The following is a 22,809-nucleotide window of genomic DNA, read 5'->3' on the forward strand; positions in this document are numbered from 1 at the left end:
TCCGAAAGCACCGCAAAACTCGCCGATGCGCTACGGGCCTCGCTGAAGGAAACCGATCGGCTGCGTGCGCGCAATCGCAAGCTCGACGCCGCGCTGCGTGAGCCGATCGCGATCGTGGGTATGGCCTGCCGCTACCCCGGCGGCGTCGAATCACCCGAAGACCTCTGGCAACTCGTCGCCGACGGCATCGACGCCACCACCGAATTCCCCACCAACCGCGGCTGGGACATTGACCGCATCTACGACCCGACGGGTGAACTCCCGAACCGCTCGCACACGAAATCCGGCGGATTCCTGCACACCGCAGGCGATTTCGACCCAGCCTTCTTCGGCATCAGCCCGAACGAAGCCACCACCATGGACCCACAACAATTCCTGCTACTCGAAACCTCCTGGGAGGCACTCGAACGCGCCGGAATCGACCCGAACACCCTGCGCGGCAGCGCCACCGGTGTGTGGGCCGGAATGATGTACCACGACTACCCGGCCAATGCGAACGCGGGATCGCTTGCCTCCGGCCGGGTTTCCTACACCTTCGGGCTGGAGGGCCCCTCGGTCACCGTCGACACCGCGTGTTCGTCCTCGCTGGTGGCCATGCATTCCGCCGCCGCCGCACTGCGTTCGGGTGAATGCGATCTCGCGCTGGCCGGCGGCGTCACCGTCATGGCGGGCCCGGATACGCTGGTGGAGTTCAGCCGCCAGCGCGGCCTGGCCATCGACGGACGCTGCAAGTCCTTCGCCGACGGCGCCGACGGTGTCGGCTGGGCCGAAGGCGCCGGTGTGCTGGTGCTGGAGCGCCTGTCCGACGCGCAGCGCAACGGCCGCCGCATTCTCGCCGTGATCGCCGGTTCGGCGGTGAACTCCGATGGAGCCTCCAACGGCCTGACCGCGCCCAACGGTCCGTCGCAGCGGCGGGTCATCGAGCAGGCGCTGAGCAATGCCGGAATCACCGCCGCCGATGTCGACGCGGTCGAAGGACACGGCACCGGAACGACTCTGGGCGATCCGATCGAAGCGCAGGCGCTGCTGGGCACCTACGGCCGCGATCGCGCACCCGAACAGCCGCTGTGGCTGGGATCGCTGAAATCGAATATCGGACACTCCCAGGCCGCGGCGGGCGTCGGTGGCGTGATCAAGATGGTCATGGCCATGCGGCACGGGATGCTGCCGTGCACTCTGCACGTCGACCAGCCCTCGACCAAGGTCGACTGGTCCGCGGGCGAGGTCCGGCTGCTGACCGAAGCGCGGCCGTGGCCCGCGGGCGATCGCCCGCGCCGGGCGGGCGTGTCGTCGTTCGGCATCAGCGGCACCAACGCCCACGTCATCCTCGAGCAAGCACCCGCCGCCGAGGCCGCCCCCACCCCGGCCGAGCCGGTCGTGGGGATCACGCCGTGGGTCCTGTCCGCGGCCGGCACCCGCGCGCTCGGCGACCAGGCCGTGCGCTTGCTCGCGCGGCACCGGGACAACGACCTCGCGCCAGAGGATGTCGGGTACTCCCTGGCCGCCACCCGCACCACCCTCGACTATCGAGCGGTGGTGCTGGGTGCGGACCGTGACGAACTGCTCTCGGGCGTCGAGGCATTGGGGCGTGGCGACTCGAACCCCGGTGTGGTGTCCGGCCGTGCGCTGTCGGGCTCGACGGGCTTCGTCTTCTCGGGTCAGGGTGCGCAGTGGGGGGGCATGGCACAGCAGCTGCGGTTGTACCCGGTCTTCGCCACCGCGTTCGACGCGGCTGTCGCGGAACTGAACCCGCTACTCGGCCAATCTGTTTCGCTCACCGACGCCCTGTCCGCGCCGGACCTGATCGATCGGACGGTCTTCGCGCAAGCCGGATTGTTCGCCTTCGAGGTGGCCCTGTATCGCCTGCTCGAAACCTGGGGCCTGCGCCCCAATCTCGTCGCGGGCCACTCGATCGGTGAGATCGCCGCCGCGCACATCGCGGGCGTGCTCTCGCTCGCCGACGCGTGCACCCTGGTGGCCGCGCGCGGCCGGTTGATGCAGGCACTGCCCGCCGGTGGCGCGATGCTCGCCGTGGGCGCGCCGGAATCCGAGATCACACCGCTGCTCACCGCGGACGTGTCGATCGCGGCCGTGAACAGCCCGTCCTCGGTGGTGGTCGCGGGTGTCGACACCGCCGTCGACGCGGTCGCGCTGGTATGCGCCGAAAAAGGTTGGCGGACCAGCCGTTTGCGGGTATCGCACGCATTCCATTCGGCCCTGATGGAGCCGATGCTGACGGAGTTCGCGACGGTGGTGCAGCGCTTGAGCTTCGCCCGGCCGACCCTCCCGCTGGTGTCGACCGTGACCGGGGCCCGGGTGACCGACGAGATGTCGGACCCGGCCTACTGGGTGCGCCAGGTCCGCGCCACGGTGCGTTTCGCCGATGCCGTGGCCACCATGGCGGACGCGGGTGTGGTGCGTTTCGCCGAGATCGGGCCGGACGCGGTCCTCACGCCGATGGTGGCCGCGACCGTGGACGACGTGACAGCGGTCGCGCTGGCACGTCGCGATGACGCGACGACCGCCACCGTGACCGCCACCGTCGCGCGACTGTTCGTGGCCGGTACCGAAGTAGACTGGGCCGCTTTCTTTTCCGGTGCGCGGCCGATCGATCTGCCCACCTACGCGTTCCAGCGCGAACGGTTCTGGCTCGACGCCAGGCAGCACCTGTCGACGACCTGGCTCGGCACCGAGTCCACCGGCGTCGCGGGCCTGGATCCGATCGCGCACCCCCTGCTGGGCGCGGTTGTCCCGCAGCCCGATTCGGGCGGGGTGAGCTTCGTCGGCCACTGGTCGGTGGACTCGATCGGCTGGCTGGCCGAGCACAGCGTGCTCGGCACCGTGTTGCTGCCGGGTACCGGTTTCGTCGAATTGGCCACCCACGTCGGCGAATCGCTCGGCTACCCCGTGCTGGAGGAGCTGATCCTGCACGCGCCGTTGACGCTGCCGACCCGCGACGGTGTGGCGGTGCAGGTCGTGGTCGGCGGCGCGAACGATTCCGGCCGCAGGCGCGTGACGATCCACTCACGCCAGCCCGACGCCATCACTTGGACCTTGCACGCGGAGGGCGACCTCAGCGCCGAGGAGGTGCGGCCCGAATTCGAGCTCACCGCCTGGCCGCCGGCCGGCGCGGAGCCGATCGAGGTCGCCGACGCGTACGGCGAGATGCTGAACGCCGGGTACGGCTACGGCCCGAATTTCCAAGGTCTGCGGGCGATGTGGCGGCGCGGCGACGAGCTGTTCGCCGAGGTGGCCCTGCCGGATTCGGAGTCGGCCGCGGCGTACGGCCTGCACCCCGCCCTGCTCGATGCGGCCATGCACGCGTTCATCGTGCACAGCATTCGCGACAACGGTCTGGATGCGCCCTCGCTTCCGTTCAGCTGGAACCGCGTCGCACTGCACGCGACCGGATCCAGCGCTGTGCGCGTCCGTATCCAGATGCGAGACAGTGGTTTCCAGCTTCAGCTGGCCGACAGCACCGGCCGGCCGGTGCTGTCGGTCGATGCGCTGAACACCCGCCCGATATCCGTGGACCGGCTGCGTGCGGGCCGCGTGGCCGATGCCTTGTTCACCGTGCAGTGGACCGCGGCGGCCACCGGCGGCGCGGTCGCCCCCGCACGCGCCGCGATCCTGGGTGCGCCGGGTACGGCGACGGTACCCGGCTACCCGGACCTCGCGACGCTGGCCGAAGCCCCCGAACTCCCCGAGCTTGTCCTGCTCGAGTGCACCGCGGCCGACGACACGTCCCCGCAGGCCGCACGCGCGGCCCTGCACAGCCTGCTCGCCACGGTGCAGGAGTGGCTGCGTGACAACCGATTCGCCGAATCCCGCCTGGTGGTCCTGACCAAGGGCGCGGTGCGTACCGGCGACGCCGATCCGCTGCGCCCGGCACTGGCCCCGATCTGGGGTCTGGTGCGCGCCGCGCAGGCCGAACAGCCGCACCGGCTGCAACTGCTGGACCTCGACGACGCGGCCGCCGCCGATCCGGCCGCGGTCGCCACCGCCGCCACGGCCCTCGCGACCGAACCGGAAGGCGCGTTGCGCGGCGCGAACCTGTTGGTGCCGCGCCTGATTCAGCATCGGTCCGGCGAAACCGGCCCGAACGCGGCGCTGCGTACGGGCACCGTACTGGTCACCGGCGGAACCGGCGGTCTGGGTGCGCTGCTCGCCCGGCACCTGGTCACCGAGCACGGTGTGCGGCGGCTGGTGCTGACCTCACGCCGCGGAGCGCAGGCGCCCGGCGCGGCGGAACTGCGCGCCGAACTGACCGAACTCGGCGCACAGGTGACGATCACCGCCTGCGATGTCTCCGATCGCGCCGCCCTGGAATCCGTGCTCGCCGGGATCGATTCCGACCACCCGCTGACCGGCGTCGTGCACGCGGCGGGCGTCGCCGACAACGGCCTGATCGCGGCGATGACCGACGAGCGCATCGACGCCGTGTTCGCGCCGAAGGCCGACGCGGCCTGGCATCTGCACGAACTCACCCGGGACCTGTCGCTGTTCGTGCTCGTGTCCTCCGCCGGCGGGCTGGTGCTGGCCGCCGGGCAGGCCAACTACGCGGCGGCCAACGTCTACCTCGACGCGCTCGCCACCTACCGCCGGGCGGCGGGAGCGGCGGCCACATCGATCGACTACGGCCTGTGGGAACGCGCCAGCGGGTTAGGTACGGAACTGTCCGCCGAGCACTTCGAACAGATACGGCGACAAGGCTTTCCGGCGCTGTCCGAATCCGACGGACTCGCCCTGTTCGACGCCGCGGTGGCGTCCGAGGCCGCGCAGCTGGTCGCCTTGCGGGTCGACCCGGCCGTGCTGCGGACCCGCGCCGACCAGGCACCGGCCCTGGTCCGCGAACTGGTACCGGCCACGGCCCCCCGGGCGGCGGCAGCTCCGCTGCTGGAACTGGCCGGTTCGTCGGCCGCCGATCGGACCGAAGAACTGCTGAAACTGGTCACCACGACCGCGGCGGCCGTCCTCGGCCACCAGTCCGCCAGCGCCATCGACCCGCACCAGCCGTTCCAGAAACTCGGGTTCGACTCCCTGACCGCGGTCGAGCTCCGCAACAAGCTCAATGCCGCGACCGGACTGCGACTACCCGCCACCCTGGTGTTCGACCATCCGAATCCGCTGGCCGTCGCCGAACTCATCGACGGGCAGCTCTCCGGCGCGCCCCGGTCACGCGGCACCGCCGCCGTCAGCCAGGTCGGCGCAACCGACGACCCGATCGCGGTGGTCGCGATGAGCTGCCGCTACCCCGGCGGAGTCAGCACGCCGGAGGAGCTGTGGAATCTGGTCGCCGCCGGCGTGGACACCAACGGCGACATGCCGAGCGACCGCGGCTGGGATATCGACGCCCTCTACGACCCGGAGCCGGGTAAAGCAGGCCGGACCTACACCCGGCGCGGCAGCTTCCTGTACGACGCCGCCGATTTCGACGCGGAGTTCTTCGGCATCAGCCCCAACGAGGCCCTCGGGACCGACCCGCAGCAGCGCCTGCTGCTCGAAGTCTCCTGGGAGGCGCTCGAACGGGCGGGTCTCGACGCGGCCGCGCTGCGCGGCAGCGCGACGGGAGTCTTCACCGGCCTGATGTACCACGACTACGCGCGGGCGACCGGGACGGGCAGCAGCTCCGCGGGCAGCCTGGTCTCGGGCCGGCTGTCCTACGTGTTCGGATTCGAGGGGCCCTCGGTCACTGTGGACACGGCGTGTTCATCGTCCTTGGTGGCGATGCATCTCGCCGCCCAATCGCTGCGCTCGGGCGAATGCGACCTGGCGCTCGCGGGCGGTGTCGCGGTCATGGCGACGCCGGATATGTTCCTCGAGTTCGGGCGGCAGCGCGGCCTGTCGCCGGACGGGCGCTGCCGCTCGTTCTCCGACGAGGCCGACGGTGTCGGCTGGTCCGAGGGCGCGGGCATGCTCGTCCTGGAACGTTTGTCGGACGCGCGGCGCAACGGGCACGAGGTGCTGGCGGTGCTGGCCGGTTCGGCGGTGAACCAGGACGGCGCGTCGAACGGTCTGACCGCGCCGAACGGTCCCGCCCAGCAGCGGTTGATCCGCCAGGCCCTGGCCAACGCGGGTATCACCGCCGCCGAGGTCGATGCCGTGGAGGCGCACGGCACCGGCACCACCCTGGGTGATCCGATCGAAGCGCAGGCGCTGGTGGCCACCTACGGACAGGATCGCGCCGAGGACCGGCCGCTGTGGCTCGGGTCCCTGAAATCGAATATCGGACACTCCCAGGCCGCGGCGGGCGTGGGCGGCGTGATCAAGATGGTCATGGCCATGCGCCACGGTGTGCTGCCGCGCACCCTGCACGCCGACCAGCCCAGCACGAAGGTCGACTGGTCCGGCGGAAACGTCCGGCTGCTGCATGAGTCGACGCCATGGCCGGCCATGGATCGCCCACGCCGGGCGGCCGTGTCGTCGTTCGGTCTCAGTGGCACGAACGCGCACCTCATCGTCGAGCAGGCTCCGCCCGCCGCGACCGCTCCGGCGGCGCAGGCGTCCAGAACCGACGACGGTCTGTCGCCGTGGATCATCTCGGGACGCAGCGAAGCCGCTCTGTCCGAACAGGCCGCGCGCCTGGCAGCCCGCTTCGATGGCGTGGATACCGGTGCGCACAAGGCGGATCGGTGGGATATCGGATCCGCGCTCACCTCCGGTCGCGCGCTGTTCGATCACCGCGCCGTGATCGTCGGCGCGGATATCACCGATCTGCTCGCGGGCGTGCGCGCGGTGGCCGCGGGCGCCGTCGAATCGGAGACGAGCGCACGCGTCATGACCGGGCACGCGGTACCGGGCAGCACGGCGTTCGTGTTCTCGGGGCAGGGCGCGCAATGGGCCGGTATGGATCAGCAACTGCGCGCGCACCCCGTGTTCGCCGAGACCTTCGACGCTATCGTCGATGAGCTGAATCCGCTGCTGGAACAGCCTATTTCGCTGCGCGAAGGACTCGCGGACCCGGAATCGGCCGATCGAACGGTCTTCGCGCAAGCCGGGCTGTTCGCCTTCGAGGTCGCCCTGTACCGCCTGCTCGAAGCCTGGGGCGTGAAAGCCGATGTGCTGGCGGGCCATTCGATCGGCGAGATCGCCGCCGCGCATGTGGCCGGTGTGATGTCGCTGCCCGATGCCTGCCTGCTGGTCGCGGCACGCGCGCGGCTGATGCAGGCACTGCCCGCGGGCGGGGCGATGGTCGCGGTCGGAGCATCCGAATCGGCCGTAGCCGGGCTGCTGACCGACGGCGTTTCGATCGCGGCGGTCAACAGCGCCACCTCCGTGGTGGTCTCCGGCATCGAGACCGAAGTCGACGCGCTGGCCGAGGTGTTCGACGAGAAGGGCTGGCGTACCAACCGTTTGCGCGTGTCACACGCGTTCCATTCCGCGCTCGTCGAGCCGATGCTCGAGGAGTTCGCCGCCGCGATCGCGAACGTGCGCTTCGCTCGTCCGAGCATTCCGTTGATCTCGACGGTCACCGGCACGCTGGTGCGCGACAAGATGTCGGAGCCGGCCTACTGGGTGCGGCAGGTCCGCACCACGGTGCGGTTCGCCGACGCGGTGACCGCGATGGCCGACGCGGGCGCCGTCCGCATCGCGGAGATCGGCCCGGACGCGGTGCTCACCCCGATGGCGGTCGACACGCTCGACGCGGCCGGTACCGCGGCGACCGCTGTGGGTCTGGCGCGGCGGCATCGCGCGGACACCGCGTCGGTGCTGGCGGGTGTGGCGGGCCTGTTCGTCGCGGGTGCCGCGGTGAATTGGCGGGCGATGTACGCCGGATCGGGTGCGGCGCGAATCGAACTGCCCACCTACGCGTTCCAGCGCCAGCGGTACTGGATGCCCGACGGCGCCACGACCGGCGGCGATATTCGCGCACTCGGTTTGACCGGAACGGGCCACCCCCTGGTCTCCGCGATGGTGTCGCAACCCGATACGGGCGGCATCACCCTGACCGGTCGGTTGTCGGTGCGGACCCAGCCGTGGCTGGCCGAGCACAGCGTCGCGAATACCGTGCTGTTTCCCGGCACCGGCCTGGTCGATCTCGCGCTGGCGGCCGCCGCGCACGCCGACTGCTCGACGCTGGAGGATCTGGTGCTGCACGCGCCGCTGGTGCTGCCGTCGGCCGACGGGGTCCTGGTCCGGGTGCTGGTCGGCCCCGAGGGCGAGACAGCGTCTCGACCGGTGCGGATCTTCTCGCGGATCGACTCCGAGGCCGGTTCGAGTTCGACGTGGACGCTGCACGCCGAAGGGTCCGTGACAGCGGCCGCGGTGGCCACTCCCCCGTATGATCCCGACCTCGACGAATGGCCGCCGGTCGGCGCCGCGGCCATGCCGGTCGATGAGCTGTACGACGAATTGTCCACCGCCGGTTACGGTTACGGACCGACCTTCCAGGGGCTGCGGGGCGCGTGGCAGCGCGGCGAGGAGATCTACGCCGAGATCGCGCTCCAGGATCCCGCGGCCGCGGCCGGATTCGGGCTGCATCCGGCGCTGTTCGACGCGTGCCTGCACGCCCTGCTCGCGGCGGGCGACCAGTCGGCGGGCGGCGCCACCCTCGCGTTGCCCTTCGAATGGTCGGGCGTGACCATCCACGCGGCGGGAGCCAGCGCGCTTCGGGTGCGTCTGACCCGCCTCGGCGACCACTCGGTATCGATGGATCTGGCGGACTCGACCGGCACCGCCGTGGCGACGGTACGCCAGCTCACGTCGCGTCCCGTCGACGCCGCGCGCCTCATCGCGGCCGCCGACCCGATCGACAACGCGATGTTCCGGATCGATTGGGTGTCGATCCCCGGGACCGGCGATCCGGTCGATGCCGTGACGTGGGACGACCTCGGCGACGATATTCCGGCCGTCGTGACCGTCGACGCGCTCTCGGCCGACGACCCGGAGTCGATCCGCGCGGCCACGCACGCGATGCTGGGGGTGCTCCAGGCGTGGGTCACCGATCCGCGAACCACCCAATCGGTGCTGGTGGTAAGGACTTCCGGCGCGGTATCGGTCGCCGGTGAGCCGATCACCGACCTGGCGGGCGCCGCGGTCGGCGGCCTGGTCCGCGCGGTGCAGGCCGAGAGCGAAGGCCGAATCGTGCTGGTGGACACGGATTCCGAGCTCGACGGACTACTCGGCGGCATCGTCGGCGCCGAGGAACCGCAGCTGGCGGTGCGCGAGCGCCAGCTGTACGGCGCACGGCTCGCTCGCATCGCCGCACCGTCCGCTACCGACGCAGTCGAATTCGGACCGGACGAGACGGTCCTGATCACCGGCGCCAGCGGCTATCTCGGTGCTGAGTTCGCCCGCCATCTGACCGCGACCCAGGGCGCGCGCCATCTGCTGCTGGTGAGCCGTAGCGGCGAAAAGGGCTCCGGCGCTGAGCAATTGCGCGAGGAGCTGCGGACGCTCGGCGCCGAGGTGGAGTTCGCCGCGTGCGATGTGGCCGACCGGGCCGCGCTCGGACGCGTCATCGACGCCATCCCCGCCCAGCGTCCGCTCACCGCCGTCATCCACGCCGCCGGTGTGCTCGACGACGCCTCCGTCATCTCGCTCACTCCCGAGCGAATCGACGCGGTGATGCAGCCCAAGGTCGATGCCGCGCTGCATCTGCACGAGTTGACCGCCGAGCTGCCGCTGCGGAGTTTCGTACTGTTCAGCTCGCTCGCGGGCTCGTTCGGCAATGTCGGCCAGGGCAACTACGCCGCAGCCAACGCCTGCCTGGATGCCATTGCCGCGCAACGTAAGTCACGCGAACTACCGGGCCGGTCGCTGGCCTGGGGCCTGTGGGGCGGCAACGGAATGGGCGGCGAACTCGGTGCCCGCGACCTCGATCGAATGGCGCGTTCCGGACTGCGCCCACTGACCCGGGAACAGGGTTTGGCGTTGTACGACGCGGCGGCGCGGACCGAGGTGGCCACGCCGATCCTCGCCCATCTGGATCCGCAACGGATGAGTGGCGGCACCGGAGCGGCCGCGGTGATGGCCTCCGGGCTGCTGCCCGCGCGCCGCACTGCGAAATCTGCGTCGGGCAAGAAGCTGCGCACCCGGCTGGCCACCCTGCCCGAACACGAACGCCTGCCCATGCTGGAAGAGCTCGTGCGCAAGCAGGCCGCCGCCACCCTCGGCTACGCGGATATCGATCTCATCGCGCCCGAAGGGGTGTTCGGCGAAATGGGATTCGACTCGATCACCGCGATCGAATTCCGGAACTCACTGCGTGACGCCACCGGTTTGGGGCTGCCCGGCACCCTGGTCTTCGACTACCCGACGCCCGAAGTGCTCGCGAAACACCTGGGTGAGCGGCTGGCCGACGGCGTCACCGACATCGCGACCGCCGTCCGCGCGGCCACCGTCCGAGATCGCGCGGCCGGTATCGCCGACGACTCGCTGTACGGCATGTTCCGCGCCGCGGTGGGCAAGGAACAGATGGTGACCGCGTTCATGCTGCTGCACATCGCGGCACAGACGCGCGACCAGTTCTACGTCCACGAGGAACTGGACGAACGGCCCGAGGTCACCCGATTGACCGACGGCGCGGCCACACCGCGCATCATCTGCATCGCCCCGCCGATGGCCGCGGGCGGCGTGCGCCAATACGCCAGGCTGGCCACCAAACTGCGGACCGCCCGCGATGTGCTCGGCGTCGCGCCGGTCGGGTCGCGGGCGGGCGAGCCGTTGCCCGCCGACTACGCCGCGGCCACCAAGGCGCTGCACCGGCCCATCCTCGATGCCGCCGGGGGGCAGCCGTTCATCCTGCTCGGGTTCTCCTCGGGCGGGCTGCTGGCCCACAGCGTCGCCGAGCAGCTGGAGGCGCTCGGCGGGCCCGCGCCCGTGGGCGTGGTGCTGGTGGACACCTACCGGGTGGTCGAAGGCGGTGAGTGGCTGCTCAAGCCGATCGCCGAGAACATGGTCACCAACGAGGCGGCGTTCGATCGATTCGACCCCGCCCGATTGACCGCGATGGGCCAGTACATTCAGGTGCTGCGGTCGATCGAGATGAGTCCGCTCAGCGTGCCGACCCTCTATCTGCAGTGCTCGCAGCGGATGCCCGGCGCACCTGAGCAGGTCGAGGATTGGCAGGCCCGGCCGTGGGACGAGAACCAGCGGCTGGTCGAGGTGGACGCCGATCACTTCAGCGTGCTGCACGAGGGCTCGACTCAGGTCGCCGCGGCAATCGATGATTGGCTGGAAGAACTGGCGTGAGGACTCGGCCGGGAGAGCGACTCGCTCTCCCGGCCGAATTATCCGCGCGCTATTTCGCGTGGGTGAGCCGAACCGCCGCACTCCACGGCATCTGCGCCGCACCGAACATCGGCATCCGGTTGACGGGCATCATCGCCAGCGACCACAGCAGCGTGGGCAGGCGGCGGAATCGGGCCGCGGCACGGAACAATCCGACCACCTTGTCCGCATGCCAGCCGGCGTCGGCGAAGAATCGCAGCGGATCGGCCGGGCCGAATTTCCAGGGTGAATTGCTGAGCAGCTTCTCGTTGGCGCGATTGATCCGATTGACCACGGCTTTGTTGTTCACATCCATGATCCACCAGTTGATCTCGGGCCGCGCCAATGCTTCGGCCAATCCGGTGACCTCGGATTCGGTCAGGTAGAACACCAGTCCCTCGGTCAGCACGAGCGCCTTGCTCGCGCCCTCGAGTGCCTTGTCCAGGAATTCCTTGCGCGCCTTCGGATCCGCGAGATCCACTGCGACACGGGTGAGTTCGCAACGGGCGGTCTCCCCCTTCAGCAGACCGTTCTTCTCCGCGATCAAGTCGGGCAGATCGGCCTCGATCCAGCGCAGATCGGCGGGGAGCTCGAGCCGATACGGCCGCGCATCCAGACCGGCGGCCATATTGATGACCAGATCGCAGCCCTCGGCCAGAGTTTCGATGATCAGATCATCGATGACTTTGGTACGGGTAACCAGGTTCCAACCGGCCATTGCCGCCCGCGTTTCATTCGCGAGGATGGCCTTGCCCGTTTCGCCGGCAAGTCGCTCCGCGAGTGTGTCGTGAAAGAGTGCGTCGGGCCGGGCGGATTCGATCGCGCGATGCGCGGCCACCCAGTGAGCGGTGTCCGAAACATTCGAAATGGGTTCAGCGGTTTGAGCCATAGTTGCAGTCTCGCACAGAAACTCGCGAGGGGTAGGCCCCGCGAGTACCCGGCTAGCTCGACAACGTGCGCGTGGTCCGATCGTGAATCAGTTCGGCGACACCGTGCGAATTGGCATCGATGTAGAAGTGGCCGCCCGGAAACGATGTCTGGGTGAAAGTCCCGGTGGTATGCGTCTGCCACCTGCTCAAGTCGGCAAGACTGGTGGCGGGATCACTGTCGCCGGCCAGCGCCACGACGGGACATTCGACAGTCGCGTCCGGTGCGCCTCGATACGTTTCGATCGCACGGTAATCGCTGCGCGTCACCGACAGAATGAGCGACCGGAAGTCCGGATCCGCCAGCAGCGCGGCCGGGGTGCCGCCGAAATCCAGCAGATGCCTGCTCAATTCCTGATCGCTGTACAGGTGCACCGCGTTCGAACCCGGCTGGGCCGGCGCGATACGACCCGAGGCGAACAATGTGGCCGGGGCGGTCGTCTCGTCCCGTTCGAGCAGACGGCAGGTCTCGAATGCCACCGCCGCACCCATGCTGTGCCCGAACAGCGAGTAGCCCGCGGTCCGGGGAACCAGTTCGCGAATTTCCGGCAGCACTCCCGCGACCAGTTCGGCGACACTGCCGAGCAGCGGCTCGTGCCGGCGATCCTGCCGCCCGGGATATTGCACGCCGAAAACCTGGAAACGCGGCCCGAGCGCACGCGCGAGCGGCCCGTAGGAAATAGCCGACCCCCCGGCATGCGGAAAACAGATCAGCGTATGGGCGTCGGGCTCGGAATCGGCCGACAACTTCCGCAACCAGCGGGCGTTTTCCATGAGACCTCTCACAACAGGACGGGAACCGACTGATGGCCATTGGAGACGAAACTGCCCAGTGGACGGAGTTCGGACGGATCCACCGCCAGCCGCATATTCGGGAAACGCTCGAACAGGGCCGGTAGCGCGATCGCCGCCTCCAGCCGGGCCAGCGGCGCGCCGAGGCAATGGTGCGCACCGTGCCCGAACGCGATGTGTTCCTTGTTGGCCCGGTGCACGTCGAAAGCACCGGCGGTGGGACCGTGGACTCCGGGGTCGCGGCTGGCCGCGCCGTAGGAGGCGAGAATCGGTTCGCCCTGGGCGATCCGAACACCGGCGACCTCGATGTCCTCGACCGCGTAGCGCAGCAGCAGATGCGTGATCGGCGCCTGGTAGCGCAGAGTTTCCTCGATCACCTCCGACCAGGGCACCCGGCCGGCGAGCACCTCGGCCCGCTGCTCCGGATTGCTCAGCAGCGCCACGATCGCCTGGTCGAGCAGGTTGACCGTGGTCTCGTGACCGGCGTTGATGACCAGCATCAAGGTGTCGATCAATTCCTTGTGCGACAACCGGTTGGCGTCCTCGTCCTTGGCCGAGATCAGCGCACTGGTGATGTCGTCGCCGGAGTGGCCGCGCCGGTAGAAGATCAGTTGCCCCATCAGCCCGGCCATTTTGACGACATTGGCCTGCGCCTGAGCCGGTGTGAAGGAGGTATCGAAGAACCCGTCGACGCAGGCGTGGATCGAGGCATCCAAATGCTTGGGCACGCCGAGCAATTCACCGATCACCTGAATCGGTACCGGATACGCGTAGGTCGGCCGCAGGTCGACGACTTCGCCGCTGGGCGTGGCCTCCAGTCGTTTCAGCAGGCCGTCGACGATGGCTTCGATCCCCGGGCGCATCAGCGTGGTGCGGCGATTGGTGAACGCCGGCGCCACGAGCTTACGGAGGCGGCGATGCTGCGGACCGTAGGCGGTGAACATATTCGCCGCAGCGACCCACGGATGCAACGGCCACTGCTGGTTGATCTCGCCGTTCTTGTAAGCCGTCCAGTGCTGGCGCGGATCCTTGGACACCCGGGGATCGGCGAGCAGTTCTTTCAGGACCGCAGCGTCGGTGACCGCCCACGCCGACACCCCACCGGGCAACTCCACCAGCGAGACCGGCCCGCCCAGGCGGATCCGCTCGTTCTCCGCGTTGACATCCGCGCCAGTCGGATCCAGCACAATCGCTTCGGTATTCATGGACTATCTCCTGAGCCGACACATCGACTGGTCAGACCTGTTCTCCCGCTGGTCGCCTGCGGCGAGAACGGGACCGTTGTTGCGGTATAGCGAACCTACCACCCACGGTTTGCGATACAGGCATCGAGCGCACTGCGCACGATACGATTAGTGACCCAATCCACAATCGCGCGACTACCCGGATATCACCGCAGGTGATTGGTGAGACTGCCTGATTCCCCGAACAATTCGGCGGTCCAATGCGCGAGCAGCTCGGTGTTGTCCACATCGTCGGGATGGAATCCGCGCCGGTTGTAGCTGTTGATCCGCCGCACCATGTCCCGGGTCAGGAATGGCGAATGTCTCAGTGCGGCAAAGCTGCGCCCCAGCCGCACCGGGTTGTAGGCCGCGCGATCACCCAGCAGCGACTGTGTGATATTGAAGAACGTGCTGATCAGGAAAGCCGTTGTCGCCCAGCGCATCGCCCAGATGCGCCGGCGCTCGGAGCCGCCGACCGCCCGGTACACGTCGAAGGCGACCGCCCGGTGCTCGGACTCCTCGAAGGCGTGCCAGAGCAGCACGTCGCGAACTTCGGTCTCGCCCAGCAGTTTCCGGGCCCGCTCGTCGGTCAGCATGGTTTCCGCGAGTACGGCCGTGTAGTGCTCGAACGCGGCGGTGAAGGCCAGGCAGGTCAAGGGTGAGAACACCCGCTCGTAAACTTTCATCGCCCAGCGGAAACGACGATCCGTGCGTTCGGTGGGATATCCCATCTCTTGCAGGCGCGCGTTCAACTCACGATGTTCGCGACTATGTGTTACTTCCTGTCCTATGAAACCCTGCACCTGGGCTTTGAGTTCGGGTTCGGTAATGCGATCGGCATAATTGCGGACCGACCTGATGAAGAAGTCTTCGCCCTCGGGAAAGATCCCGGACAGGTAGGCGACGGTATGGCTCATCACCAGATCGTTGTCCGCGAAATGCCTGCGCCAGGAGCTGGTCGGATAGCTGAATCGAATTCGCCGCGCTCGCGCCACCGGCCTCTTGTTCATGTGACCGATACTAGTATCGAAATCGCGCGCGCCACCAGTCGAACGGGAGAATTGGGGATTGTGAACTCCCTTGCACAACAACCATTTCGAAGGGTTCGGCACCGCCGTAGGCCAGGGGAATCCGGCGCGCAAATATTCGGCAGTGCGCCGATCGTCCGGGAGAAACGCCTCCGGGCGCGGTTCGGACAGCGTGCCGTCGGTGGCGGTCGCGAAGCTGGTCAGGGTGGTGATCAGCCGCAGTTCACCGTCCGCGGCGCGCAATCGCAGCGGAACCGCGAAGCCGATGTGCTCGGGGCCCGGATCGACCGGCGGCAAATAGGATTCCAGCTCGGCCGATGCGATCAGGGTTGGAGTACATAGCGGCCGCGGGTTCCGCTCTCGGCCATGGCACGGTGGGCGGTGGCGGCCTCGGTCAAGGGCAGGACCGCGTGCACGCGGGTGGGCAGGCGGCCGGATGCGGCGTGGGCCAGGAGTTGTCCCAGGCGCGGGCCGTCGGACCGCACCATCAGTGTGTGCACCGTGATTCCGCGTTCGGCGGCGGGCGTCAGATTCGGGCGGACACCGACGAAGGAGCCGCCGTCGCGAACCGGACTCAAACCCCAGACCTGCTGGGATGTGGTGTCCACGACGGCATCCCAGCCCGGCTCGGCCGCCGTGCGGAAGTCGGCGCCGAGACCGCGCACGAACGCCTCGTCGGTGGCGCGGGCCAGGCCGGTCACCAGCCAGCCGCGGTCGGGAGCCAGCGCGACCACATTCGCGCCGATCGCACCGGCCGCGCCGGTCACCAGCAATCGGCTGCCCGCGGCCGGCGCGTCACCGAGCAGGTCGAGGATCTGCGCCGCGCTCAACCCGCTGAGCGGCAGCGTCGCGGCCGCGACCAGGTCGAGTTCGTCGGGCACCACGGCGAGATCGGCGGCGGGCACGACGAGTTGTTCGGCGTAGGTGCCGAAGTCACGGTCGAAACCGAGCACGACACCGGCCACCCGGGTCCCGGGGGCCAGGTCCACGCCCGGACCCGCGGCCATGACGGTACCGGCGAAGTCCCAGCCCAGGCCGGTGTGCGCGGGCTGGTTGATCATGCCCATCCCATGGAAGAACCCGCCGACGACACCGAGATCGGTGGGGTTGACCGGCGCGGCGGCGACCGCGACCCGGACCTCGCCGGGGCCGGGCTCGGCGACCGGCAGGTCGATGACCTCGATCGAGTCGGGTCCGCTCGGTACCCGGACGACCGCGGCGCGGAAAGTGGTGTGATTCATGTTCGTGCCTCCATCAGTTCGGTTCTGACGGGTTCGACACTGCTCCTGGGGTTTTGGAATGCACTTGGAGCCGATTTGGAGCACCTCTGGCGTCCGCGGACCAGGCAGGTGCGTTCCAGATGTCGGCGACGGCGGCGGCCCGGGCGAAATGGGCGGCGGCCTCGTCCACGCGGCCGAGAAACCGAGCGAGTTCGCCGAGCGTGTGCGCGACCGGGCGCAGGGCCAGCGACATGCTTTCCGCGCCCGCCGGTGGGCCGTCCCGGTGCGGGAGCAGGTCCAGGTAGCTCTGTTCGGCGGCGGCGCGGTCGTTGGAGGTGATTGCCGCCGACGCGCGCAGGCTGGTCAGGAAGGTGAAGAAGAAGTCGTCCCGGATCGCGGCCGGTGCGGTGCGGGCCCGATCCGCCTCACCGCCGCGGCCCGCGGCGTGCAGCGCGAGGACAAGCAGGTCGGCCGCCATCGGACCGAGCGCGGCGTGCAGGGCACGCACCTCATCCAGGTGCTGGCCCAGTGTGCCGTCGTTGATCCAGATCGCCGCCGGCGCGAGGCGCAGAAAGCCGGCGGCATGGGCCGATCCGGCGCGTCCCATGCGTTCGATGGCCTCGCTGTAGCGGCGCTCGGCGTCGGCGAACCGGCCTTCGATGGCCAGCAGTGTCGCCAGCGACATCTCGGCGGCGCCGATCGCTTCCGGCATCCGGTAGGCCCGGGCGAGATCGAGCGCCGCCTCGGTCACGCGGCGCATGGTGCCCGGATCGTTGGCGGCGGCCGCGTTCGCGGCCTGGCTGAGCAGCCCGTTCACGCGATAGACGGGCAGGTCGTGCTCGACGCTGATCGCCACCAGGTCGTCGGAGTACTCCCCCCGCCCGGATTCGCGCGCGAGCACCAGCAGCGCCGCGGCCCGGAGCCGGGGTGCGACGGCGAGTTCGAGTGCTTCCCGGCCCGCCGCCATGACCGTCGGATCGTGCTCGCCCACCAGCTCGTGGGCATAAGCGATCAGCAGGTGGGAGCGGGTCTCGGCGGCAAGATCGGGCCGGGCGAGCAGACGGCGCAGCCGGTCCACGATGGGGTGATCGACCGAGCCGTAAGTTCGGGCTTGCCACGGCGTGGGTGCGGTCCACGCGGTGAACGCGGCGATCATCAGGTCCTCGCGGCCGATCGACTCGGCGTATTCCACGGCTTGTGCGCGGGTGCCCCGAGCCGCGGCGAATGCTCCGGCCCTGACCTGCGCGCGCAGCAGCCTGCCGAGCAGGCCGACCCGCTCGTCCGGGTCGCCGGAGTTGGCGACGGCGTCGCCGAGGAGCGCGGCCGCCACGTCGTGCGCGTAGCGCGCCTCGGCCAGTTCGGCGGCCCGCCCGCAGAATTCGACGGCCTTCGGCGACCCCGCGCGCGCATAGTGGTGCGCCAAGGCCGCGATATCGCCGGAGTCCTCCAGCGCGGCCGCGATCCGGGCGTGCATCCTGGTGATCCGCATCCGGCTGACCTCGGTCAGGAGCGTGTCGCGGACCAGCGCGTGCACGAAACGGACCCGCCCCGGGCCGGGCTCGTCGAGCAGTCCGGCGATGACGCCCGCGTCCAGCGCGTCCAGCACGGCGTCCTCGTCGGCGTCGGCGGCGCGGACGAGCACGTCCACCAGGCTTTCCCGGCCCGCCACCGCCGCCAGCCGCAGGATCGACACCGCGCTGTCGGGCAGCCTGGCGAAGCGGCGCCGCAGCACGTCCCGGACACCCTCGGGCACTTCGGACAGCGCGATCAGCGCGCCCTCGCCATTGAGCAGCCGCGCGGTCTCCCGCACATAGAACGGGTTGCCGCCGGTCCGCTCGGCGATCCCGGCGACGGTCGGGTCGTCGGCCGCGCATTCGGCGCGCACGAGCTCGGCGACGGCGTCGCGATCGAGTCCGGGCAGATCCAGCCGGAGCGGCGCGGTGCGCGCCAAGGACGCGAGAGTCGTTGCGAGGCGGTCACTCTCGTCCGCGCGGTAGGCGGCGACGATCAGGATCGGGGCCCGTGCCTCGACGCCGCCCAGCAGTTCCAGCGTGGCGGCATCGGCCCAGTGCAGGTCGTCCAGCACGACGGCTACCGGACGGTCCGCGGCGATCGCCGACAGCCAGGCCCACACCGCTCGCCGCAACCGGAAGCGGCCGGTCGCCGCGTCCTCGTGCACGGTCGCCGCGTCCGACAGCATCGGCGCCAGGTCCGCGGCGAAGTCGCCCGGTGGAACGCTCTCGGCAATACTTCGCAGTATCTCCACCCAGGCCCAGGCGGGCGGCGCGCTGTCGAGGTCGGGACAGCGACCGGTGGCCACGAGCCAGCCCTGGCGTGTGAGCCGCGCGCCGAACTGCTCGAGCAGCTTCGATTTGCCGAGGCCCGCCTCTCCGGTGACGAGCGCGACGCGCAGTCCCGCATGCGCGGTTTCCTCGGCTGTCGCCAGCAGCGTCGCCATCTCGCTCGCGCGGCCCACGAACGCTGCCGTACCAGGTCTTTCGGCGGGCGGCGGCGCGGCCGCCACCACGCGCGGCGGGTCCGCGCGAAGTACATCCGTGCGCTGTGTGAGGATCGCCTCTTCCAGAGCCACCAGGTCCGGTCCGGGGTCCAGGCCCAGTTCATCGGCGAGGATGGCGCGGGCGCGGCGGAGCGCGGCGAGGGAGTCGGCCTGGCGGCCGCTGCGCCACAGCGCGAGGGCGTGCAGCCGCCACCCTTCTTCGCGCAGCGGATGCTCGCGCGTGAAGTTCTCGGTATCGGGCACCACTGTCGCGGGGTCGCCGAGCCGCAGTCCGGCCGCGATGCGCAGTTCGCGGGCGACCTGTCGCAACTCGTCGAGCCGCGCCGTCTCGGCGGCGACCCACGGCTCGTCGGCGACCTCGGCGAACGCGGGCCCGCGCCACAGCGTCAGCGCCTCGGTCAGCAAGGCACGCGCCACCCGTGGATCGGCCTGGTCGCGGGCCTCCTCGAGCAGCTCTTCGAAACGCCACGCGTCCACCGCTGTTCGCGGCAGCCGCACCGCGTAGCCCGGCGCCGTGCTCACCAGGATGCGAGCCGGTGCCCGGGGCGGGCGGCCGGGTTCGAGCAGGCGGCGCAGGTTGGACACGTACGCCTGCAAGGACGCGAGGGCACGCGACGGCGGTTCGCCCTGCCACAGGTCCTCGATCATCCGGTCGACCGGCACCACCTGCCCACGCGCGGCCAGCAGCAGCGCCAGGACGCCGCGCTGGCGGGGGCCGCCGAGCGGAATGGACTCGCCATCGGCCTCGGCCGAGAACGAACCCAGTACCCGCACGAAGATCATGGCGCGTCACACGGTACGCGCGTGGCCGAATCCCAGCGTTCCAAGTCGATCGCCATTCCTTTCCAAACTACCGGGGGCAGGGTCGAGGCACTCGAGACACCTGAGGGACAGGAACAATGTGCGTCTACACCCAGGACATGAACAGCTCCCACCGCGTCTTCCGGCGCAATTCCCGATCGCTGATCGACCTCGCGGCGGCGGTCGCGCCGGGCGACACGGCCCGCGCCGCGGTGATCGCCGAGCACTTCCGGGACTACCGGGCCGGGCTGCGGAACCACCACGCGGCCGAGGACGAATTGCTGTGGCCGCCACTGTTTTCCCGGGTCGATCCGGGGGCGGATGTCATGCTGCGCATGCGAACTCAGCACGAGCGCGTCGAAGTCGGCCTGCTCGAGTTGGACGCCGCGGTCCCGCGGTGGGAGTCGGCAGCCGGAGCCGACGAACGTGACACCGTCGTGGCGCTGCTCGTCGATCACCGGGCGGTCCTGCTCGAGCATCTCGACGACGAAGAGGCGACGCTGCTCCCCCTCGCGGCCGCGTATCTCACCGAACCGGAATGGGCCGCCCTGCACGGTGCGCAAGATCGTCATGCCACTCCGCCCTTTCATTGAAAACACCTATCGGACAAAGGAATTCATCATGCAATCGATCATCGGAAACTCCCTTGCCGCTGTGGTAGCCCTCGCCGTCTTCGTCATGGGCACCAGCTTCTTCTGGGCGCCGCAGGCCGCGGCCGGCTTCGGTATCCCGAACTCCCCCATCCAGGACCCCGCCTTCCGCGCTTGGCTGCGCGTCAAGGGCATCCGTGACATGGCCTGCGCGGTAGGCATTCTCATCCTGCTCGCCGCCGGGGCCACCTCGCTCCTCGGCTGGTTCATGCTCGCGCTCGCGCTCATCCCGGTCGGGGACGCGACGATCGTGCTGCTCGACAAGGGCCCCAAGTCGGCCGCCTACGGCGTACACGCCGCCTCTGCGGTCGTCGTATCGGCCACGGCCGCACTATTATTGACCGCCTGAGCGGACAGCCGCGTCGATCCGCCAGGTGATGCCGTGAACGGCAAGGGAATTCAGGAACTCGGCGGGGTCGAAGGCTTCAGCGGGCGCGAGAGCGCCGGGAGTGAGGCCGCCCGCCGCGAGACGTGCAGCCGCCTCCACCGCCATGATCGCGGTGTCGCGATAGGCATCCGGGCCGGTGAGCACGCCGCGTACCGCGGTGCCGTCGGCTCCCGAGGCGTCGAGCACCAGCTCGTAGCGCAGATCGGTGCCGGGCTCGGGCAGCGAATCCAGCACGTCGGGGGTGAAACCCGAGAGCTGGGACAGCATCTCGGCCTCGACCACACCCGCGACGAAGGACACCTCGGTGTGGCGCGGGATGGTGAGAACCGGCGGCTGCTGGAATTTCGCGACCGCGGTCGGCTCGGCGTCCGAGGGGAAGGTCATCAGCGTATGCCGATCGATCGGGCCGGTGCGCAGTTCGCCGTCCTCGTAGTGCCAGCCGCCCGCGCGGAACCAGTCCAGACCGGCCAGCACGGTTTCCGCGCTCCCTCGCGAGCCCCCGCCCTCACCCCGCGTGACCAGGCTCATCACGATCTCGGCCGGTGCGCTCACCTGTCGCGCGGCCAGGTGGCCGAGCAGATCGCCGGGCAGGTTGCTGTTGGTGATGCCGCCGAGGACGGTCACACCGGCGGCTTCGGCGCGCGGGCCATACTCGTCGAAGGCCCGCTTCAGGAACAACTGCTCACCGGAGGTGTCGGTGTAGTGCGCGCCCGCCGCGATCGCCGCGGCAAGCACCGGTTCACCGAAGGTGACATAGGCGGGCAGGGTGCTGATGACCACGTCGACCTCGGCGAACGCGGCCGTCAGCGCGGCCGGGTCGTCCAGATCCGCCAGCCGGATCTCGGCATCGGGCAGGCCCGCGGCGGCGGCCGCGGCGCGCAGACGAGCTTCGTTGCGGCCCACCAGGATCGGGGTGAGGCCACGGCGCTGGAGTTCACGCAGGGCGTAGCCGCCGGTGTGGCCCGAGGCTCCGTAGACGGCGATCACAGGGTTCGAGTTCTTCTCGGTGTTTGTCATGGCTACGAAGTTATGGGGATTCGGCCGCCGGTTGAATGGCTCGCTGACTCATCCCGATGCCCGAATCACTCACTGGTCCATCGACCAGTACATTGGCGTCGTGGACGTGCTCAGTGAAACCATCACCGCCATCCGCACAGGCGCCCCCACCTGCGGAAAGTTCATTCGGCACGCCCCCTGGGGGCGGGCCTACCCGGTGGTGCCCGGCACCGGATTCCATGTGGTGCTGGCGGGCTCCTGCTGGCTGGTTCCCGCCGACGGTGCGCCGATCGCACTGCGCGCCGGCGACGTGATCCTGATGCCGCGCGGCTCCGATCATGTCCTCGTCGACGCCCTCGACAGCCCCGTGACCGAACAAGCACACGTCGGGGAACCCCGCGAGATCACCGGCCCCGGCGCGCGCAGCGAATTGATGTGTGGTGCTTACGCATTGGGCCGTCAGCGCAGCCATCCACTGCTCGACGAGCTACCCGAGTTCGTGCACATTCCCGCCCGCCCAGACGCCGATCCCGGGCTGCGCGGCATCCTCGATGTCCTGGCCGCCGAGCTGGCGCACCCCCGCGCCGGAACCGACGCCGCCGTACCGGCCCTGCTGGAAACCCTGCTGCTGTTCGCGCTGCGCGCCTGGTTCGAGAATCAGGCGCCGGTCGGCTGGGCCGGTGCCTTCACCGACCCGGGCGTCCTCGCCGCGCTGCGCGCCATCCACGACGCCCCGGAACGCGCCTGGACAGTGCCCGACCTCAGCAGTGTCGCCGGCGTGAGCCGAGCGACCCTCACCCGGCGATTCGCCGCCACAGTCGGCGAGCCGCCACTGTCCTATCTCACCCGCTGGCGCATGCTCACCGCCTCCCGCCTGCTCCGCGACACCGACACTCCACTGCTCGGCATAGCCCACCGAGTGGGCTACCAAAGCGAATTCGCCTTCGCGAAGGCGTTCAAACGCGAATACGGCCTCGCGCCAGGGCAATACCGTCGCGCCGACGACGCCCCCGCCGTCATCGCCGTCTGAAACCCCAGGGCCCGAACGCCTTTCAG

General features: G+C 69.7%; 10 protein-coding genes and 1 pseudogene. 4 read left to right on the plus strand and 7 right to left on the minus strand.

Annotated features, from left to right (window positions below; translation table 11 throughout):
- Positions 1 to 6 precede the first annotated feature (6 nt).
- A pseudogene (locus ACFVMC_RS02590) lies at positions 7 to 11,193 on the plus strand (type I polyketide synthase); the annotation flags it as partial.
- A gap of 49 nt (positions 11,194 to 11,242) precedes the next feature.
- On the opposite strand, the gene ACFVMC_RS02595 reads toward ACFVMC_RS02590, so the two are convergent.
- The 6 genes from ACFVMC_RS02595 to ACFVMC_RS02620 all read right to left on the minus strand — a co-directional run bounded on the left by ACFVMC_RS02595 (position 11,243) and on the right by ACFVMC_RS02620 (position 19,701).
- A complete protein-coding gene (locus ACFVMC_RS02595; RefSeq protein WP_379206208.1) occupies positions 11,243 to 12,100 on the minus strand; it encodes a class I SAM-dependent methyltransferase in 858 nt (285 codons plus the stop codon).
- Between the two features lie 52 nt (positions 12,101 to 12,152).
- The gene (locus ACFVMC_RS02600; RefSeq protein ID WP_379206210.1) at positions 12,153 to 12,923 is read right to left on the minus strand and encodes a thioesterase II family protein; all 771 of its coding nucleotides are present in this window, start codon (positions 12,921 to 12,923) and stop codon (positions 12,153 to 12,155) included.
- The gene (locus ACFVMC_RS02605; protein ID WP_379206212.1) at positions 12,920 to 14,134 is read right to left on the minus strand and encodes a cytochrome P450; all 1,215 of its coding nucleotides are present in this window, start codon (positions 14,132 to 14,134) and stop codon (positions 12,920 to 12,922) included. Before ACFVMC_RS02605 ends, ACFVMC_RS02600 begins: the two co-directional genes overlap by 4 nt.
- 185 nt (positions 14,135 to 14,319) lie before the next feature.
- Positions 14,320 to 15,162: a metal-dependent hydrolase gene (locus ACFVMC_RS02610; protein WP_379207777.1), complete on the minus strand. Its 843-nt coding sequence runs from the start codon at positions 15,160 to 15,162 to the stop codon at positions 14,320 to 14,322.
- Positions 15,163 to 15,503: 341 nt separating this feature from the next.
- Positions 15,504 to 16,421, minus strand: coding sequence for an NADP-dependent oxidoreductase (locus ACFVMC_RS02615; RefSeq protein WP_379206214.1), 918 nt, complete (start codon positions 16,419 to 16,421; stop codon positions 15,504 to 15,506).
- A gap of 13 nt (positions 16,422 to 16,434) precedes the next feature.
- Positions 16,435 to 19,701 carry a BTAD domain-containing putative transcriptional regulator gene (locus tag ACFVMC_RS02620; RefSeq protein ID WP_379206216.1) on the minus strand — a complete coding sequence of 1,089 codons (3,267 nt, stop codon included), beginning with the start codon at positions 19,699 to 19,701 and terminating at the stop codon, positions 16,435 to 16,437.
- Between the two features lie 137 nt (positions 19,702 to 19,838).
- On the opposite strand from ACFVMC_RS02620, the gene ACFVMC_RS02625 reads away from it, so the two are divergent.
- Together ACFVMC_RS02625 and ACFVMC_RS02630 are read left to right on the plus strand one after the other, a co-directional pair.
- Positions 19,839 to 20,312, plus strand: coding sequence for a hemerythrin domain-containing protein (locus ACFVMC_RS02625; RefSeq protein WP_379206218.1), 474 nt, complete (start codon positions 19,839 to 19,841; stop codon positions 20,310 to 20,312).
- Between the two features lie 28 nt (positions 20,313 to 20,340).
- Positions 20,341 to 20,718: a DUF4267 domain-containing protein gene (locus ACFVMC_RS02630; protein ID WP_379206220.1), complete on the plus strand. Its 378-nt coding sequence runs from the start codon at positions 20,341 to 20,343 to the stop codon at positions 20,716 to 20,718.
- Here the strand turns inward: ACFVMC_RS02630 and ACFVMC_RS02635 are convergent.
- On the minus strand, positions 20,704 to 21,774 hold the full coding sequence (locus tag ACFVMC_RS02635) for a saccharopine dehydrogenase NADP-binding domain-containing protein (RefSeq protein WP_379206222.1): 1,071 nt from the start codon (positions 21,772 to 21,774) through the stop codon (positions 20,704 to 20,706). The two genes, ACFVMC_RS02630 and ACFVMC_RS02635, sit on opposite strands and share 15 nt — an antisense overlap.
- 100 nt (positions 21,775 to 21,874) lie before the next feature.
- On the opposite strand from ACFVMC_RS02635, the gene ACFVMC_RS02640 reads away from it, so the two are divergent.
- Positions 21,875 to 22,783 carry an AraC family transcriptional regulator gene (locus ACFVMC_RS02640; RefSeq protein WP_379206224.1) on the plus strand — a complete coding sequence of 303 codons (909 nt, stop codon included), beginning with the start codon at positions 21,875 to 21,877 and terminating at the stop codon, positions 22,781 to 22,783.
- Positions 22,784 to 22,809 lie beyond the last annotated feature (26 nt).

It is taken from the genome of Nocardia sp. NPDC127579, from assembly GCF_042672005.1.
In the GTDB taxonomy this organism is placed as follows: Bacteria; Actinomycetota; Actinomycetes; order Mycobacteriales; family Mycobacteriaceae; genus Nocardia.

What these genes read in the sequence shown, in the direction of transcription:
- ACFVMC_RS02630 (WP_379206220.1), top strand. Translation starts at nt 20,341, where the DNA reads ATGCAATCGATCATCGGAAACTCCCTTGCCGCTGTGGTAGCCCTCGCC.
- ACFVMC_RS02625 (WP_379206218.1), top strand. Translation starts at nt 19,839, where the DNA reads ATGAACAGCTCCCACCGCGTCTTCCGGCGCAATTCCCGATCGCTGATC.
- ACFVMC_RS02615 (WP_379206214.1), bottom strand. Translation starts at nt 16,421, where the DNA reads ATGAATCACACCACTTTCCGCGCCGCGGTCGTCCGGGTACCGAGCGGA.
- ACFVMC_RS02610 (WP_379207777.1), bottom strand. Translation starts at nt 15,162, where the DNA reads ATGAACAAGAGGCCGGTGGCGCGAGCGCGGCGAATTCGATTCAGCTAT.
- ACFVMC_RS02595 (WP_379206208.1), bottom strand. Translation starts at nt 12,100, where the DNA reads ATGGCTCAAACCGCTGAACCCATTTCGAATGTTTCGGACACCGCTCAC.
- ACFVMC_RS02635 (WP_379206222.1), bottom strand. Translation starts at nt 21,774, where the DNA reads ATGACAAACACCGAGAAGAACTCGAACCCTGTGATCGCCGTCTACGGA.
- ACFVMC_RS02605 (WP_379206212.1), bottom strand. Translation starts at nt 14,134, where the DNA reads ATGAATACCGAAGCGATTGTGCTGGATCCGACTGGCGCGGATGTCAAC.
- ACFVMC_RS02620 (WP_379206216.1), bottom strand. Translation starts at nt 19,701, where the DNA reads ATGATCTTCGTGCGGGTACTGGGTTCGTTCTCGGCCGAGGCCGATGGC.